Source organism: Ideonella alba (assembly GCF_018069875.1).
GTDB classification, from domain to species: domain Bacteria; phylum Pseudomonadota; class Gammaproteobacteria; order Burkholderiales; family Burkholderiaceae_C; genus Ideonella; species Ideonella alba.
Genome location: NZ_JAGQDF010000006.1, coordinates 27,926 through 42,683 on the forward strand (window position 1 = coordinate 27,926; position 14,758 = coordinate 42,683).

General features: G+C 62.8%; 12 protein-coding genes, 1 tRNA gene and 1 pseudogene. 7 read left to right on the forward strand and 7 right to left on the reverse strand.

What is annotated here, in order from left to right:
* Positions 1 to 90: 90 nt before the first annotated feature.
* Positions 91 to 2,640 (reverse strand): polynucleotide kinase-phosphatase, encoded by a 2,550-nt coding sequence (locus tag KAK07_RS11750; RefSeq protein WP_310740722.1) that lies wholly within the window; start codon positions 2,638 to 2,640, stop codon positions 91 to 93.
* A 12-nt stretch (positions 2,641 to 2,652) separates the two neighbouring features.
* On the reverse strand, positions 2,653 to 4,080 hold the full coding sequence (locus tag KAK07_RS11755) for a 3' terminal RNA ribose 2'-O-methyltransferase Hen1 (RefSeq protein ID WP_210860907.1): 1,428 nt from the start codon (positions 4,078 to 4,080) through the stop codon (positions 2,653 to 2,655).
* 224 nt (positions 4,081 to 4,304) lie between these two features.
* Here KAK07_RS11755 and KAK07_RS11760 point away from each other — a divergent pair.
* Positions 4,305 to 4,394: transfer RNA gene (locus KAK07_RS11760), tRNA-Ser, on the forward strand.
* Positions 4,395 to 4,576: 182 nt separating this feature from the next.
* Positions 4,577 to 5,233, forward strand: coding sequence for a tyrosine-type recombinase/integrase (locus KAK07_RS25960; protein WP_510602683.1), 657 nt, complete (start codon positions 4,577 to 4,579; stop codon positions 5,231 to 5,233).
* On the opposite strand, the pseudogene KAK07_RS11770 reads toward KAK07_RS25960, so the two are convergent.
* Positions 5,220 to 6,346 (reverse strand): annotated as a pseudogene (locus tag KAK07_RS11770) (IS3 family transposase). The gene KAK07_RS25960 and the pseudogene KAK07_RS11770 sit on opposite strands and share 14 nt — an antisense overlap.
* 424 nt (positions 6,347 to 6,770) lie before the next feature.
* On the opposite strand from KAK07_RS11770, the gene KAK07_RS11775 reads away from it, so the two are divergent.
* Positions 6,771 to 7,265 carry a hypothetical protein gene (locus KAK07_RS11775; RefSeq protein ID WP_210860911.1) on the forward strand — a complete coding sequence of 165 codons (495 nt, stop codon included), beginning with the start codon at positions 6,771 to 6,773 and terminating at the stop codon, positions 7,263 to 7,265.
* A 24-nt stretch (positions 7,266 to 7,289) separates the two neighbouring features.
* Here the strand turns inward: KAK07_RS11775 and KAK07_RS11780 are convergent, their stop codons facing one another.
* The 4 genes from KAK07_RS11780 to KAK07_RS11795 form a co-directional block, all read right to left on the reverse strand.
* A complete protein-coding gene (locus KAK07_RS11780; RefSeq protein WP_210860919.1) occupies positions 7,290 to 7,913 on the reverse strand; it encodes a Cap15 family cyclic dinucleotide receptor domain-containing protein in 624 nt (207 codons plus the stop codon).
* Positions 7,914 to 7,933: 20 nt separating this feature from the next.
* On the reverse strand, positions 7,934 to 9,352 hold the full coding sequence (locus KAK07_RS11785) for a CBASS cGAMP synthase (protein ID WP_210860921.1): 1,419 nt from the start codon (positions 9,350 to 9,352) through the stop codon (positions 7,934 to 7,936).
* Positions 9,353 to 9,416: 64 nt separating this feature from the next.
* Positions 9,417 to 9,992 (reverse strand): PIN domain-containing protein, encoded by a 576-nt coding sequence (locus tag KAK07_RS11790; protein WP_210860923.1) that lies wholly within the window; start codon positions 9,990 to 9,992, stop codon positions 9,417 to 9,419.
* Positions 9,989 to 10,456, reverse strand: a complete 468-nt coding sequence (locus KAK07_RS11795; RefSeq protein WP_210860924.1) for a helix-turn-helix domain-containing protein — start codon at positions 10,454 to 10,456, stop codon at positions 9,989 to 9,991. Before KAK07_RS11795 ends, KAK07_RS11790 begins: the two co-directional genes overlap by 4 nt.
* Before the next feature lie 79 nt (positions 10,457 to 10,535).
* Here KAK07_RS11795 and KAK07_RS11800 point away from each other — a divergent pair, with 79 nt between their 5' ends.
* From KAK07_RS11800 to KAK07_RS11815, 4 genes are all read left to right on the forward strand, one after another.
* Positions 10,536 to 11,630: a nucleotidyltransferase family protein gene (locus KAK07_RS11800; RefSeq protein WP_210860927.1), complete on the forward strand. Its 1,095-nt coding sequence runs from the start codon at positions 10,536 to 10,538 to the stop codon at positions 11,628 to 11,630.
* A 131-nt stretch (positions 11,631 to 11,761) separates the two neighbouring features.
* Positions 11,762 to 12,448 carry a hypothetical protein gene (locus KAK07_RS11805; protein ID WP_210860928.1) on the forward strand — a complete coding sequence of 229 codons (687 nt, stop codon included), beginning with the start codon at positions 11,762 to 11,764 and terminating at the stop codon, positions 12,446 to 12,448.
* A gap of 301 nt (positions 12,449 to 12,749) precedes the next feature.
* Positions 12,750 to 13,457: a nitroreductase family protein gene (locus tag KAK07_RS11810; protein WP_210860931.1), complete on the forward strand. Its 708-nt coding sequence runs from the start codon at positions 12,750 to 12,752 to the stop codon at positions 13,455 to 13,457.
* A gap of 166 nt (positions 13,458 to 13,623) precedes the next feature.
* Entirely contained in the window at positions 13,624 to 14,748 is a 1,125-nt protein-coding gene (locus KAK07_RS11815) for a radical SAM protein (RefSeq protein WP_210860933.1), read from the forward strand.
* Positions 14,749 to 14,758: the final 10 nt, after the last annotated feature.

Here is a 14,758-nt window from a genome sequence, read left to right on the forward strand (position 1 = left end):
TACCACCCGGTATCTGCCCGCTCGTGCGCCTACGGCTCATCCCCGTTTCGACCCGTCCATAGGGCAGTTATCTGCGGGACAGCACACTAGCTACAGCCTCGGATCGATCGGCTCGCTTTCCAGCGCGAGCACGCCGAACACGCACTCGTGCACCCGCCGCAGCGGCTCCTGGCGGACGAAGCGCGACAGCGACTCGATGCCCAGCGCGAACTCCCGCAGCGCCAGGTTGCGCTTCGCCGAGACGTTGCGCTCCCTCAGGCGCTCCAGGTGCTCCGGCCGCAGGTACTCGGGGCCGTAGATGATGCGCAGGTACTCGGGGCCACGGCACTTGATCGCCGGCTGCAGCAGGCCCTTGCGGCCGCGCGTCACGAAATCGATGGGTTTCACGACCATGCCCTCGCCGCCCTGTGCGGTCAGCGAGCGCCACCACTCGACCGCGGCCGTGCAGGCCGCCTCGTCGTCCAGGTTCACCACCCGGTGCGGGGTGGCGATGATCAGCGCGGGCTGCTCGGCGGCCAGCCGGGCCAGCGTGCGCATGTGCCAGTCGTGGGGCTGGTCCACGAAGGTCCGCCCTTCGGCCGCCAGCAGGTGAAACGGCGCCAGCCGCAGGTCGGCCAGACCGCCCACGTCCCAGCAGTAGCGGCCGTAAGCGTCGCGGTACTGCCTCACCGACGACAGCCGCTCGTCAACGACCCGCTGCAGCGCCTCCACGCTGCGCCCCTGGGCGGCGGCCCGACCGAGCAGGTCCTGCAGGCTGCTCAGCATCTCGCTGCCGGATGCCGCCACCGGCGCGTACTGCGTGCGGATCAGCTCGATGGCCTTGGCCGACCAGGGCATCAGCTCGCCGTCCAGGCACAGCCAGTCGGTGGACAGCTCGTCCCACAGGCCCGCGCGTTCGGCCGCCTCGGCCACCTGCGCCAGCAGCGCCTGCTCGGTCGCCGTGTCGGCGAAGAAGCGCCGACCGGTGCGGGTATGGACGATGCCGATGCCCTCGCCCTGGACACCGAAGCGGCGCAGCGCCACCTCGGGACCGCGGCAGACGACGAGCACCGCCCGCGAGCCCATGTGCTTCTCTTCGCAGATGACCTGGGCGACGCCGTTCTTGCGGTAGTAGGCCAGGGCCTCAGCCGGGTGCTCCAGCAGCGCAGGTTCGGCCGACGTCTCCGCCGGTGACATGGTGGGCGGCAGGTAGATCAGCCAGCGGGGGTCGGCGGCGAAGCGGCTCATGACCTCCAGCGCCGCCGCCGCGTTCTCCTCGCGGACCTGGACGGTGCCGTAGACCTCGGTGGTGATGTAGCGCTTGCCGCCGACATCGTCGATGTCCAGCATGTCATCGGCGGCCAGTTGCGCCGACAGCGACGGCGCCGCAGCAGCGAGCGGCTTCATCGGTGGGTAGTACTCGCGCGCCGCCGTCACGCTGACCAGTTCCTTTTCCGGGTAGCGCAGCGCCGTCAGCTGGCCGCCGAACACGCAACCGGTGTCCAGGCAGATGGTGTTGTTGAGCCACTCCGCCTGCGGCACCGGCGTGTGGCCGTAGACCACCATCGCCTGGCCGCGGTAGGCCTTGGCCCAGGGGTAGCGGACCGGCAGGCCGAACTCATCGGTCTCGCCCGTGGTCTCGCCGTACATCGCGAAGGAGCGAACGCGGGCCGACGCGCGGCCCTGCAGTTCCTCGGTGAGCCCGGCGTGGGCGACGACCAGCCGCCCACAGTCCAACACGTAGTGGCTGACCAGCCCGTCCAGGAAAGCGGCGATGTCCTGCCGGTCCTGCGCGGACGCGTCGGCCAGCTGCGCCAGCGAGCGCTCCAGCCCGTGCGTGACCTGCACGTCCCTGCCCATCAGGGCCCGGGCCAGCTTCACATCGTGGTTGCCGGCCACGCAGAAACCCGCGCCGGAGGCGACAACACCCTGGACGAAGCGCACCACGCCCGGCGAATCCGGCCCCCGGTCGACCAGATCACCCACGAAGACCAGCTTGCGCCCCTGCGGATGGCGGACCTGCCATCCGCCGTCCTGGCGCGTGTGCTCGTACCCCAGGCGCTGCGTGAGCTGCAGCAGCTCGTCCAGACAGCCATGCACGTCGCCGACGATGTCGAACGGGCCGGTCTCGTCGCGGCGATTGGTCCACAGCCGCGTCCGGCTCACCGTGGCCTGGTCCACCTGCTCGGCCTGCCTCAAGACGTGAACGTACCGGCAGCCTTCGCGTTCCAGCCCGCGCAGCGAACGGCTCAGGTCCTGTCGCTGGTGGCGGATGACATGCGCACCGAAGGGCCGGTCGGTGCGCTGCGCGTGCCGCTCCACCAGCACCTGGTCGGGCAGGTCGAACACGATGGCCACACAGAAGACGTTGTGGGTCTTGGCCAGCTCGATCCATCCCTGCCGCGACGCCGGCCGCACATTGGTGGCGTCCACCACCGTGAGCCGCCCGAGCCGCAGACGCTTGGAGACGATCGAGTGCATCAGCTCGAAGGCGTCCTGGGTGACCGATTGGTCGTTCTCGTCGTCGGCCAGCGCCGCGCGGCAGAAGTCCGAGGACACCACCTCGGTGGGCAGGAAGTGGCGGCGGGCAAAGGTGGACTTGCCCGAGCCGGTCGCGCCGACGAGCATGACCAGGCAGAGTTCCGGAATGTCGATCTGCACGGGACACCTGCCTCAGGGTTGGAGGGTGAAGATGGCCATCTGGGTGGGCGCGCCGAGGTGGGCATCCGCATCGCCAATGCCCTCGAAACGCACCGCATAGCCGAAGTGATCGGCCTGTTGGCGCGCCCAGGCCTGGAACTGGGGCCGCGACCATTCGAAACGGTGGTCCGGATGCCTCAGCCGGCCCGCCGGCAGACCCGGGAACCGGGCGTTGTAGTCCACGTTCGGCGTGGTCACCACCACCGCCTTCGGCCGGGCGAACTCGAAGACCACGCGCGACAGCATGCCCAGCCGCGGCTCGTCCAGGTGCTCGATCACCTCGACCAGCGTGGCCAGGTCGTAACCTGCGAAGCGGGCATCGCGGTACACCAGCGAGCTGTGCAGCCAGCTCAGCTTGTCCTGCAGCATCTGGGGCTGGCGGTCCAGGTTCAGTCGCTCCCGCGCCAGTTGCAGGCTGCGGTGGGACACATCCATGCCGGTCAGCCGCACCACGCCCTTCATCGGCAACAGCTGCTTGAGCAGCCGCCCCTCGCCACAGCCCAGGTCGATGACGCTGCTGGCCTGCAGCGACTCCACCACCGCGGCCACGGCCTCCAGCCGCCGCTCGTTGAGCGACAGGCTGCGCTCCAGCCGGTGCTCCTGCTCATCGCCACGGGGCGCGTCGGTGCCGTCCGCGGTGGCGGCATCCTCGGCGGTGCTGCCGTCCGAGACCACCAGGCGGTCGATCGCCAGGTCGGCCAGGCTGCGCCGGTGCTTGAGGTAGCGGCGCACGATGAGGTCGCGCTGCGGATGGGTGCCCAGCCAGGGTTCGCCCCGGGCCAGCAGCTTGTCCACCTCGTCCTCGCCCACCCAGTAGTGCTTGCTGTTGTCCAGCACCGGAATCAGCACATACAGATGCGTCAGTGCCAGGTGCAGCGGCGCGGTCGTCCTCAGCTGCACGCTGAAGTAGGGGCTGGCCCCCCAGGACGGGAAGCGCTCGTCAAGTGGCAACTGCCGCGCCTCGACCTCGTAGCCCAGCGGTTCGAACAGCGCGCGCAGCAGGCGCTCGCCGCCACGGCACGGCAGGGTCGGCAGCGAGAACACCAGCGGCAGCGGCACACCCACCAGCTCGGGCCGGTCGGCCGAGCGGCCACCCATCGCACTGCCCAGGGTGTCGGCCATCGCCGCGCTCAGCAAGGACGAGGCCGCGTACGGCCGATCGTTCACGTACTGGTCCATCAGGCCGGCGCTGGCCGACGTCCCCTTGCGGTCCCGCACCAGACCGACCGGGTCGACCTCGACGAACAGGGCCGCGGTGCAGCGCTCCTCGCTGACCTCGGGAAAGAAGACATGGGCGACGCCGTAGGACTGGCGGCGCGAATGCACGCGCTCGGGATGCTTGTGCAACAGGTAGCCCAGGTCGGTCGCCGGACGATGGGTCGTCGTGATTGCAAGCAGCATGCTGGCCTCCCCTCTTCTTGTGGGCGCCATTATCGATGCGGTCCTGGGCCATTGCGCCCGACGGGTCGGGCGGAACGTACACTACGATGCTGATGTCCGGGGAAGGCTGGCCGAGTGGTTTAAGGCACCAGTCTTGAAAGCTGGTGCATGGGTTTGGAAAATTGAGTGTTGACGCCAGCTTAGGAGTGATCGTCTCCGCAACTTTGCCGATCATCTCCGCAACTGGAGGCGTGCCAGAGCGGTTTAATGGATCAGTCTTGAAAACTGACGACGGGGTAACTCGTCCGTGGGTTCGAATCCCACCGCCTCCTCCAAAACACATGCGGTTGATGAGTGCCAAAGCCCTCTTCCGTGTGCAGCACTCAACAGCCTTGGCACCTATGAAAAGTGCCTTAACTTGGCAACCCAGAAGCGCGTCCTCTACGACCGCTTGCCGACAGCATCCCACCAAGCCAGAGTGATGTAGTGATGGTGGGTGGGAAGGCGGGTAGGCTCTGTGCCGATCGTTGCTCGAGAGCTGACAGAGGTTGAGCTAAGAGCTCTTGTGGCGCCAGGCACCCATGCTGTGGGAGGGGTCACCGGCCTATGCCTCCAAATCACCAGCACAGGAGCAAAGTCATGGCTGCTGCGGATAACGGCCAACCAGCGTCGACGGGAGTTCGGCCTCGGAGCCTTTCCAACCGTCACCCTTAACCGCGCTCGCGAGAAAGCGCGCGCCCTCCGCGAAAAGGTCGGCTCAGGTGCCGACCCAACTCTCCAACGCCGAGCGGCCAGTGCAGCACGTCGCGTAGCCGAAGCCAAGATGGTGACCTTCAAGGCCTGTGCAGAAGCGTACGTCGCGGCAGAACTGAATGGCGGATGCAATGCTCGCCATGCAGCGCGGGTACTGCAGGAACTCCAGCGCTACGCCTTCCCGATGCTTGGGCGCCGGGACGTGCGCGCGATCACGGCAGAAGGCGTCTTATCCATCTTGCAGCCACTTTGGACGACCAAGTTCGCAACGGCAACCAAGCTGCGTGGCCAGATTGAGCGAGTGCTGCGCTTCGGGATTGCGAGCGGCTTCAGGAATGAGCCAAACCCAGCCAATTGGGCAGGCAACCTGGAAGCGATGCTTCCAGCACCTGAGGTCGGACCAGATCTCAGACAGGTTTGAACTGGAGTCGGCCCACCTGTGACGGGTTGTCCTGACCTTGTTCGATGAACTCCCGCGGGGTCAGGTGACCGAGGGAACTGTGGGGCCGGTGCTCGTTGTAGTCGTGGCCCCATTAGTGGATTTTTTGCCGTGCATCGTCGATCGAAGTGAACGCGTTGACGTTCAGACATTCGTCGCGCAGCCGCCCGTTGAATGACTCGATCATGCCATTCTCTACGGGCTTGCCGGGCCGAATGAAGTCGAGCTGGACACCGTGACGCCATGCCCACTCGTCCATGACTTTGGACGTGAATTCCGTCCCGTTGTCTACGGTGATCGCCTGGGGCAACGACCGCTGCTTGGACAGGTGGTCGAACGCCCGTACGACGCTCATTCCGGTCAGCACGAAATCGACCTCCAGCAGCACGCTTTCGCGACTCCACTTATCGACCACGGTCAGCACCCGGAACTTCCTGCCGTCGACCAGTTGATCGTGCACGAAGTCCATTGCCCAATACTGCCCTGGCCCAGTTGGCCGGGGCGTCGGCCCTCGATGCAGGCTCATCTTCTTGCGTCTGCGACAGCGCATTCGCAGCTGAAGGCCTTCCTGTCGGTACAGCCTGCGCACTCGCTTTCGGCCGACTGGCCAGCCTTCTCTTCGCAACATGACCGTTATGCGCTCGTAGCCAAACCGAGGCCTGGCGTTGGCGATCTCGCGGATACGCATCGTCAAGGCGGATTGATCCTTGGCTCGGCTTCGGTAGTACCAACTGGCGCGCGTGATCTTCGCCAGTGCACAGGAACCTACCGCGCTGACGTGGAACCTGTCCTGGATCCAATGGGCGATCTCCTTCCTGCGCACCGGCGTCAGATCTTTTTTTTGATGACCTCCTGCAGGATCTGCTTGTCCAAGGTCAGATCGGCAACCAGCCGCTTCAGGCGGGCGTTCTCTTCGCTGAGCTGCCGCAACTGTCGGGGCTCCGTTACCCCGAACTGGGAGTACTTCTTCTTCCAGACGTAGAACGTTGCCTCGCTGATACCCATTTTCCGACAGACATCGCCGACAGGGGTACCCGATTCGGCCAGCCGCAACGCGAAGGCGACTTGCTCTTCGCTGAACTTGCTCTTCTTCATCGCTCGTGCTCCTGGGCTGCTCAGCAGCCTGGTCACGGGCGACCGTACTCTAGTTTTCAGCTGTAGCGAAATTCTGGTCCGACCTCAACGTGGACCTCCTTCCGCCACAGTCGATGCGGTAGACGTCTTTCCCGGCAGCGGAAACTTCACCGTGTTCGAGCAGCATCCCTCAGCTTGAGGCTGGCTTTCCTCCAGATGTCTTCATCTCAAGTAGTTCAAAAACTTCAACTTCTTCAAGTACTTCAACTTCTTCAACGGTCCAAGTGGCAAGCCGCTCGCCGGATGGGACCTGTGCGGTTGAAGTTGTTGAAGTTGAAATAGTTGAACTCGACACGGTGGCGAAGGCGCTGGCGCCGCGCCTGCCCCGCCCCGTTTCTCCAACGTGCTGCGCCCTGCCCTGGTCAATGCGAGAGAGAATTTGACAATGGACCCCACCGACTTCCTGCGTACCCTGGTGCCCGGCTATGCCCAACTCAGCGACGAGGAGCGGTCCGCCATCGCCAACTTCAGCCTGCTGTGGAGTGCGATGGAGGGTCGCATGCTGCAGAGCAACGCGAACCCGGGGTCACTGGCCGAAGCTGCCAAGGCACTGAACGGGCAAGGCCTTCTGCGGTACGACCGCTTTGAGAAGAGCCTTGGGTATTTTCGGGATCGCTACTTCCAGGGCGGCGTGTTCAACGAGAGGTTCGAGCATCTGCTCTGGCGGAAGAATGACCTCCGCCCTCTCGTCGAAGCCGTGCTCAGCGGCAAGGACGACGACATCGAACACGTTGTTCTCGCGCTGCTGATGATCGCCTATCGCCTGCGCAACAACCTCTTCCACGGCGTGAAGTGGGCCTACGGCATCCAGGGCCAGCAACCGAACTTCGAGCATGCCTCTGACGTGCTGATGCACATCCTCGAACTGCAAACACCTTGACCAGCAGGCCCGTCGGCCCTCGAGTCAGGCTGGATCCGCCGCGCGGGTTAATGTCATGCGGCCGAACGAGTAGCGACCCAGCGAGTTGAAGTAGTGCCCTTCAGCAGTCCCGCGCGCTTCGTCGAAGGTCAGTTCGCAAAAGCCCTGGTGCTTCTGCAGTTCCGGCTCCCCGGCCTTCGGGTGGTTCTGGTAGCTGTAGGACAGCTTCGCCGCACCATCGTGCTTGAGCAGCACCGAGGCCGTCTCGCTGAACGAGCCTGATTGACCGGTCTTCAGCTCGATCGCGATGCGATCCCACTTTTGGGTGATCTTGATTGTCCCTGCCCAGTCGAACTTCAACTCGCCTTCGAGCGTGAGCGATCTGCCGGTGACTGACCAGGTGCCGCTCAGGTCAGGAATGCCCAGCAGCTTGTTCAGCCAGCGCCACACGTACCGGTTGAAAGCCCAGTAGAGAACGGCGTACACGAGTCCTGTGGACACCGTGAAAGCAACCATCTTGGCCTGGATGGATGCCGTCAGCACCGGCCAGCCACTGGCCCAGGTGACGATGCTGGTGAGGATCGGCGCCAGGACCACGGAGGCGAAGCCCAGCCAGCGGCCGATCTCCGAGCGCTTGTGGCCAATGATGGCGTATTCGTGTGGTGTCATGGGGATCTCCGGCGTGGAGCCTACCAGCGCTTCTTCGCGCTCTTGAGGCGCCGCCAGGCCGGATTGTTGGAGCTTGGCGCAGCCAAGTGCTTGATGTCCCGGACCGTCACCGGCACACGGCGGACGGCATAGACCGAGCCGTTCATGCGAACCACGCAATCCATGTGATGAACGCCGACGTAGGCCGTTTTCTCCTCGACGCTGAACATTCGTGCCGCTGACCAGCGATGCCCAAGGTCGCCGATCAGCGCCGACTCCTGGCCCTCGTTGCGGACGGTCCACTCCACCGTCGCCATGTCAGGCACGACGTGCGGGTTCGTGATCGTGAAGACCAGGTCGCAATCGCGCGCGACACCGGGTACGCCGTTCATGTGGCTGGCCATGTGTCGACGCGGTTTGCGCGCGAACACGTCGACGCGGATCTCGGGCAAGACCATCAAGGCCCGGCCCGCCGGGTTGACGACTTCGACTTCTTCGGCTTCGGGAAGCGGCATCAGGAACGAGAAGGCCTGCGACCACGCCAATGCGGCGGAGACCTCGTCCTCCGCTGTTGAGGCTGCCTCCGCCGCATCACGAAGGGCTTGCCATCGGCTGAGGAAGGCATCCCACTGGTCCGACGCGATGCGATTCAGGTTCTCGGTCTTGTCGATGGGGTTGGGCACGACAGAATCGTTGAGGAGCCTTTCGTGGACATCCCGAATCACGGTGCGCAGTGCATCGTCGTCATCCTCGCGCTCCCACAGACGCCCCAGCTGGCGCATGAAGGCGCAGTAGCTGTCCGCGACCAGGACACTGAGCATGACCGAAGAGGGCCTGGCATCCGGCGCATCACGAAACCCGACGGCCGCCCAGGCCTTCAGATACCGGATGAGGCGTCGCATCTGGTCCCGGTCCTCGCCATCGGCGACATCCTTGAACCACTTGTACAAGGGCTTGGGATCCCGGTCTTCCCAGCCGTCTTGCAGATGTGCCAGCCGACGCCGGTCTCGCCCACGGTCGAGGTGGTACGTCGGCGTGTCGATGTGGAACTGCTGCTCGTACACGGCGCGCGAGCAGCGGTCCTTCGGTGGCTCGACCACCTCGACCAGCGTGTTGGTCCTTGCCTGGTATGCGTGCAATTCTCGCTGAACCCAGTCCCTCAACTGGCGCGGCGTTGGCTCGATGTCCTGCTCGTCGGGGTCCCACTCGAAGTACACGCCCAGATCGACGTCATAGCGCTCGCCCTTGTGAACGGGCTTGATGAGCGTGGCGTACTTGTACGAACCCTGCAGCCAGGTGCTGATGGCGTAGCCGTGCTGCTGCGAAAGCTCGCGCCTGAGGTGGTCGGCGAGCTCGTTCCACTGCGTCCGAAGAAACTCGACCTGCTCGGGTGATGGAGTCACCCTCGTGTAGAGCGTTTGATCGGCCGCGCCATTGAACAGCCGGGAGGCTAGACCCATTGGCGAGCTCCCCAGCCCGTGCGAGGAGATCCCAACCGGCCGCAGTTCATGATCAGGCTGAGCATTACAGGATGGCCCGATAGCCGCCGAGCGCCTGGGGCGTCTGGGCAAGTCCCTGCCGCAGGAGCACGTCGAGGTAGGCATCGACGGTCATGGGCGGGTTCTTCAACTGGCGGCGTTGGCGCTGCGCCGCCGCGATGACGGCGGCAGGATCGAGGTCGAAGAGGTTGTCGACAAACAAGTCCGGGTGTTGCGCCTCGATGCCGAACGGCTCCAACGCGTCGGCCGGAAAGTCCTTCTCGTTGAAGGTCACGATGACGCTGGCGCCGCACCGGATTGCCGCAGCAAGGACATGCCGGTCTCCAGGATCGGGCAGCCGCAGGTTCTCGGCGATGGCCTCGTGACCGGTGACCAGGGCATCCGGGATGGCCTGATCCATCGGCGCCGAAGTCCTGTTCAACTGCTCAGCCGTCAGATCAGACCGATCGCGCAGCAGGCTGCGCTTCCACTCTTCATGGATCTGAGAACTCCACCGCGCCCTGAAGCGGCCGGACAGTCCGAGCCACATCAGGAAGTCCCGCAACGGCGCCGGATAGAGCACGCAGGCGTCGTAGACCGCGGTGAAGTTCGAGTGCCTCATTCGTAGCCCATGCGCAGATCCTGGGCCTGCTGCGCCAGAGCCTCCATCGCCGCCTGGCTGGCCGTCTCCCGCTCATCCCGATACCGCATCAGGTCAGCGAAGAGCACACGCCGATGCTTGCCAGTCTTGTGGAACGGTAGAACGCCCTCCTCAAGCAACTTGACGAGATGGGGGCGCGACACGTTCAGCAGGTCCGCCGCTTCCTGCGTGGTCAGCTCGGCATGGATCGGCACGACCTTGACGGCATTGCCGTCGGCGAGCTCGGTGAGGATGTCGACAAGCAGCCTCAGCGCGGAGGTCGGCAGCTCAACCTGGTGCGCCTTGTTCTTCTCGTCATAGATCTGAATGCGTTGAATCTCGCCGTGCGTCGCGAGGTACGCGGCCAGCGCACGCTGGCCCTTGGCGGCGGCCTGCACCTCTTGCGCAAGTGGCAAGGTCGTACGGGACAGGTCGTTGGTGGTCATGGTGGTCTCCGGGATGCCTTGACATCATAGTCGAAACAAACGACAGTCGCAATATTCGAAACGCAAGGGAGCGTCCACCATGAACTACAGCCAGAAGATCCAGCGGCTGAAAGACCGCCGCCAGGGCCTGTACAGCCGAGACGGGGTCTACAACTTTGTCGAGGCGATCACGGGCACGAGCAAGCTCGAGAAGTTCCAGCAACTGGCCGAGCCTGAAGCGGTCAAGTACGCGATCGGGGCCATGCAGGCCGTCGACCCGGAATACACCCAGAAGTCCTACGCCGAGGGGAACCGCGTGCGGGATCGCCTGGCCGAAGGCCTGAGCACGGCCGGCATTCCGGCGGTTTTCGACTACCAGGGCTCGGTGCCACTCGACGTCCATGTTCGTGGGAACAGCGACATCGACCTGCTGGTCCTGCACGATGGGTTCGTCACCGTGGAAGCGGCCGCACAGGCGGCGTACACCTACCTTGACGCGCCAGGCAAGGCGCCGGCGGAAGAACTCGCAGACCTTCGCAAGGAGTGCATTGCCATCCTCGAGCGCCGCTTCTGGGGCGCCAAGGTCGACTCCTCACCAAGCAAGGCGATCACCCTGACCGGCGGCTCGCTCCAGCGCGCGGTCGACGTCATCCCGTCCCACTGGCACGACACCCTTGACTGGAAAAGAACCGGGGACAAGCGGTATCGCGACATCTACGTCTTCGACAGCAAGGCCGCCCAGCGCATGAAGAACCGCCCGTTCATGCACATCGGGCTCATCGAGGACAAGTGCATCGCCGTCCGTGGGGGACTGCGGAAGTGCATCCGCCTGATGAAGAACCTTCGGTACGACGCCAGCAAGACCATCGACCTGTCGAGCTATGACATCGCAGCCATCGCCTGGCACATGACAGATCAGGAATTGGTGGTCCCGTTCGGGGTTGATCTGCTTCTGGTCGAACGCGTGCGCGCGCACCTGAAGTTCCTGCTTGACCTTCCTGCATACCGTGACGTCCTGCTGGTTCCGGATGCATCTCGGCGCATCTTCGACAAGCCTGAGAAGGCAGATGCTCTGGCGAATCTGTACAAGGAAGTTGAAAGACTTTCATCCGACCTAGCTCGAGAGATCAACCCTCTCGCCGCGTACGCAGGGCTGCCGTGCAACCAGGTGCTCAACAAGGCCATCATCCTGTGAAAGTGGAAGCGCTTTGGCCCGCGGCTTACGGCTTACGGCTTACCGCTTCGGAGGCAGTTCAACCGCCAAGTGGGTTCATCATGTGGCCCGATGTCAGAATACTGGCTGCGTGCACTCACGGAGAAATTCGGATGTCGATGTCTGCGTCGGAGGCCGAGCGTCTCTTCGAGATGGGAAAGGCGGGCGACGCCGAGCTGCTTGATCGCGCAGGCCATGCATGGCCTGCGGATCAGGAAGCTCTACGCCCTAGCGATGCCGAAGTTGCAAGGTATGCACGGATCTCGGCCTACCGCTCGGAGCAAGGCTTGGCTAGTGAGTGGCAGGCTAGGCATGTCGCTGCTGCATCACTGACCGGCAACCTTAGGAGCCTCTGCCTCTCGCTACAGCCGGCATTCTTCATGTTGGTATCGCGTAAACACTACAGGGGCGCACACGCCGTGCTCGATGCAATGGGGGCGATTGCCGGAGCCTGTTCGGTCGACGGCCCGCCAGAGGCTGCTTTGGTGGACCGGATATTGGCAGAGCGTAGGGCGTACCTCTATCGGATTGAAGAGCGCTGGGAAGAGTCGATCGTCTGGTACCAGCGCGCTCTCGATCTCTGCGATCGCGGCACTCGCAGCTTCGCCAAAGTGAGAGGGGGACTCGCCCTCGCCAAATGGCTGGCAGGCGGCCCTGTTGAGGACGCAGTAGCAGAGTTCAAGTCGCTGGTTGAGCTCAGTCAGCCTTGGCGGAACGATGTTTTCGAAGCCGCCACCTCCAATCTTGCTGCCGCGCGATCGGGCAACCACACGGCGAGCGTTCCGTTCGATCTCGTCTGAGTGATGGGGAAATTGCCAAGATGGAACGGTTCACGCCCCAATCGAATTCCAAGTTACGAGGTCAATCAAGCGGCGCGGCGGCCGGTTCAGTGGTGTTGCGAAAAAATCTGAGGTGACGTATTGGCTTGGCATTCGCTAGTCCACGCACCTTTAGTTCCACATCAGTTCGCAAACGCTGGGGTACGGCGGCGCGCAATGTCAGCACATTCAGTCGAAAGACGGAATCTAACAGAATACTAGCATTCCTCTACCTGCATATCCAAGCTGCTTTCCTGTGGCACAAACCCCTTTCGGAGGCCCAATGGCCGAAATCAACTCAGGTCCCGATTTGACAGCATCAGCCAGCAGCGAACTAACCAAGCTGATTCTATCCAGACGAAGCGTCCGGGACGAGTACCTGGACAAAACCGTCCCGGACGCCATCGTCGAAGAGATTCTGCGCTGCGGTCTATCAGCACCGTCGTCGAAGAACGCGCGGCCGTGGTGCTTTCATGTTTTGTCGGATCGCACTGTACTGAGGGAGTTGGCAGCGGCGGTAGTTTCCGCTGATGGTGCTGACAGTTATGTGCCGAACGATCCCGAGACAGGCAGGCCCCGCGCCGACTGGACCTCTTCCGTTGCCGAGTCCGCCGCCACACTTGCCGCTGTACCCTTGGGGATATTCATCGAGAACTTAGGGGCGTTCAGCAGAGGCAGGGCGACTTTGGCATCAGTTCCTCAGGACAACCTACGCCGAAGTCTCGTCGGCTACACGTTCGAAGTGATGGGAATCGGCTCAGCGCTTATGAACATGTGGTTAGCGGCGAACGCTCTGGGCCTGCAAGCTTCATTCATGGGCGATATCTGCGTCGCCGAGAAGGCTATAGCCAAGCGACTAGGAATTCGCAAGGACCTTGTGGGAGTCCTGGCCCTCGGCTACAGCACCTCAAAGCCTCCGCCCAATCGCGAGCGGTACGACACCACCGATGAAACACGCGTTATCTGGCATCGTGGCTCGCCATCTTCTTGACCGCCTGACAAAGACTGGCCGGGGTGTAAATCAGCTTAGGCTGGGATAGAGACAAGCGACAGCGCATGTATATTCACTTGGCACTGATTGCGAGAAAGACCTAAGTGGCGCTCTACATGATAAACAGCCCGAGATGCTACTCAATACATAGAAATCAAAGTGAATCATGCAACTAACAAGCGCACAGCGACTCAAGTTCCAACTTTTCGAACACGGGCTTTCAATCACTCGTGATGCACTGCAAGCGTTGAAGCAAGCCGCAGCAGGACAAGCGCTATCTTCTGACGACTTTGCCTCTACGAGCGGCATCATTCTTCGACTTGAAGACAATGTTTGGGTGAACGCTCCTGTATCTATCTTCAATCCGAACTTCGTAGTGAATTCGCCGTATCTTCTTGAACACGGAAACGACGGATTCGTTGTCAGGGGAAATGGATTGGAGAGCCGGGCAAAGTACTGGCCTCAGCCCAAATTTCACTCGCAGGTGGGTGCGGATGGGCTACCACTCACGAACTATGTAGTCACACATGGCGATCGGGCCCGCCTTTCACCCATCCACGGATGTGGGATGGTGTGCAAATTCTGCGACGTTCCGTATGGAGTTCGGTATGGAAAAAAACCCATTCCAGCGATGGTCGATGCAGTAGGCCGCGCTATCGCCGACCCGTTACAACCTGCACGCCATCTACTCATTTCTGGGGGAACGCCCCGATCCGCAGATATCGGATGGCTAAAGGAAGTCTACCGTGCAATCCTGACAAGCTTTCCTTCAATTGATATCGACATCATGATGGTTCCGGTCGATGATCTACTGAACGTCGAGGAATTGGGACTTATGGGGGTCCACCAGTTATCCATCAATCTGGAACTATTCTCCGACTACGCGGCTCGGCGATTCATGCCTCAGAAGTTCCGCCAGGGCCGCAATCACTACCTGAACTTCATCGAAAACTCCGCCACTGCACTGGGCGCGGGACGGGTTCGTTCGATGCTGATGGTAGGGCTTGAACCGCCTGAAGAAACCCTGCACGGTGTACAGGCCATCGTTGAGCGAGGGGGCGTCCCAGTGCTCAGCCCCTTCAGACCGGATCCAACGACGCCGTTGAAAGCCATGCCACCGCCCAGCGCAGATTTGATGCAGAGCGTGTTCCTTTCGGCCATGGAGATCGTTGACAAAGGAAGCGCACATTTAGGACCGAGTTGCGTACCATGTACGCACAACACGCTCACACTCGCCAGCACTTCTCAAGGCTCAGGGCACCACAGCCACGGTCAGCCTTTCCTCGTCTGAAATACCCACG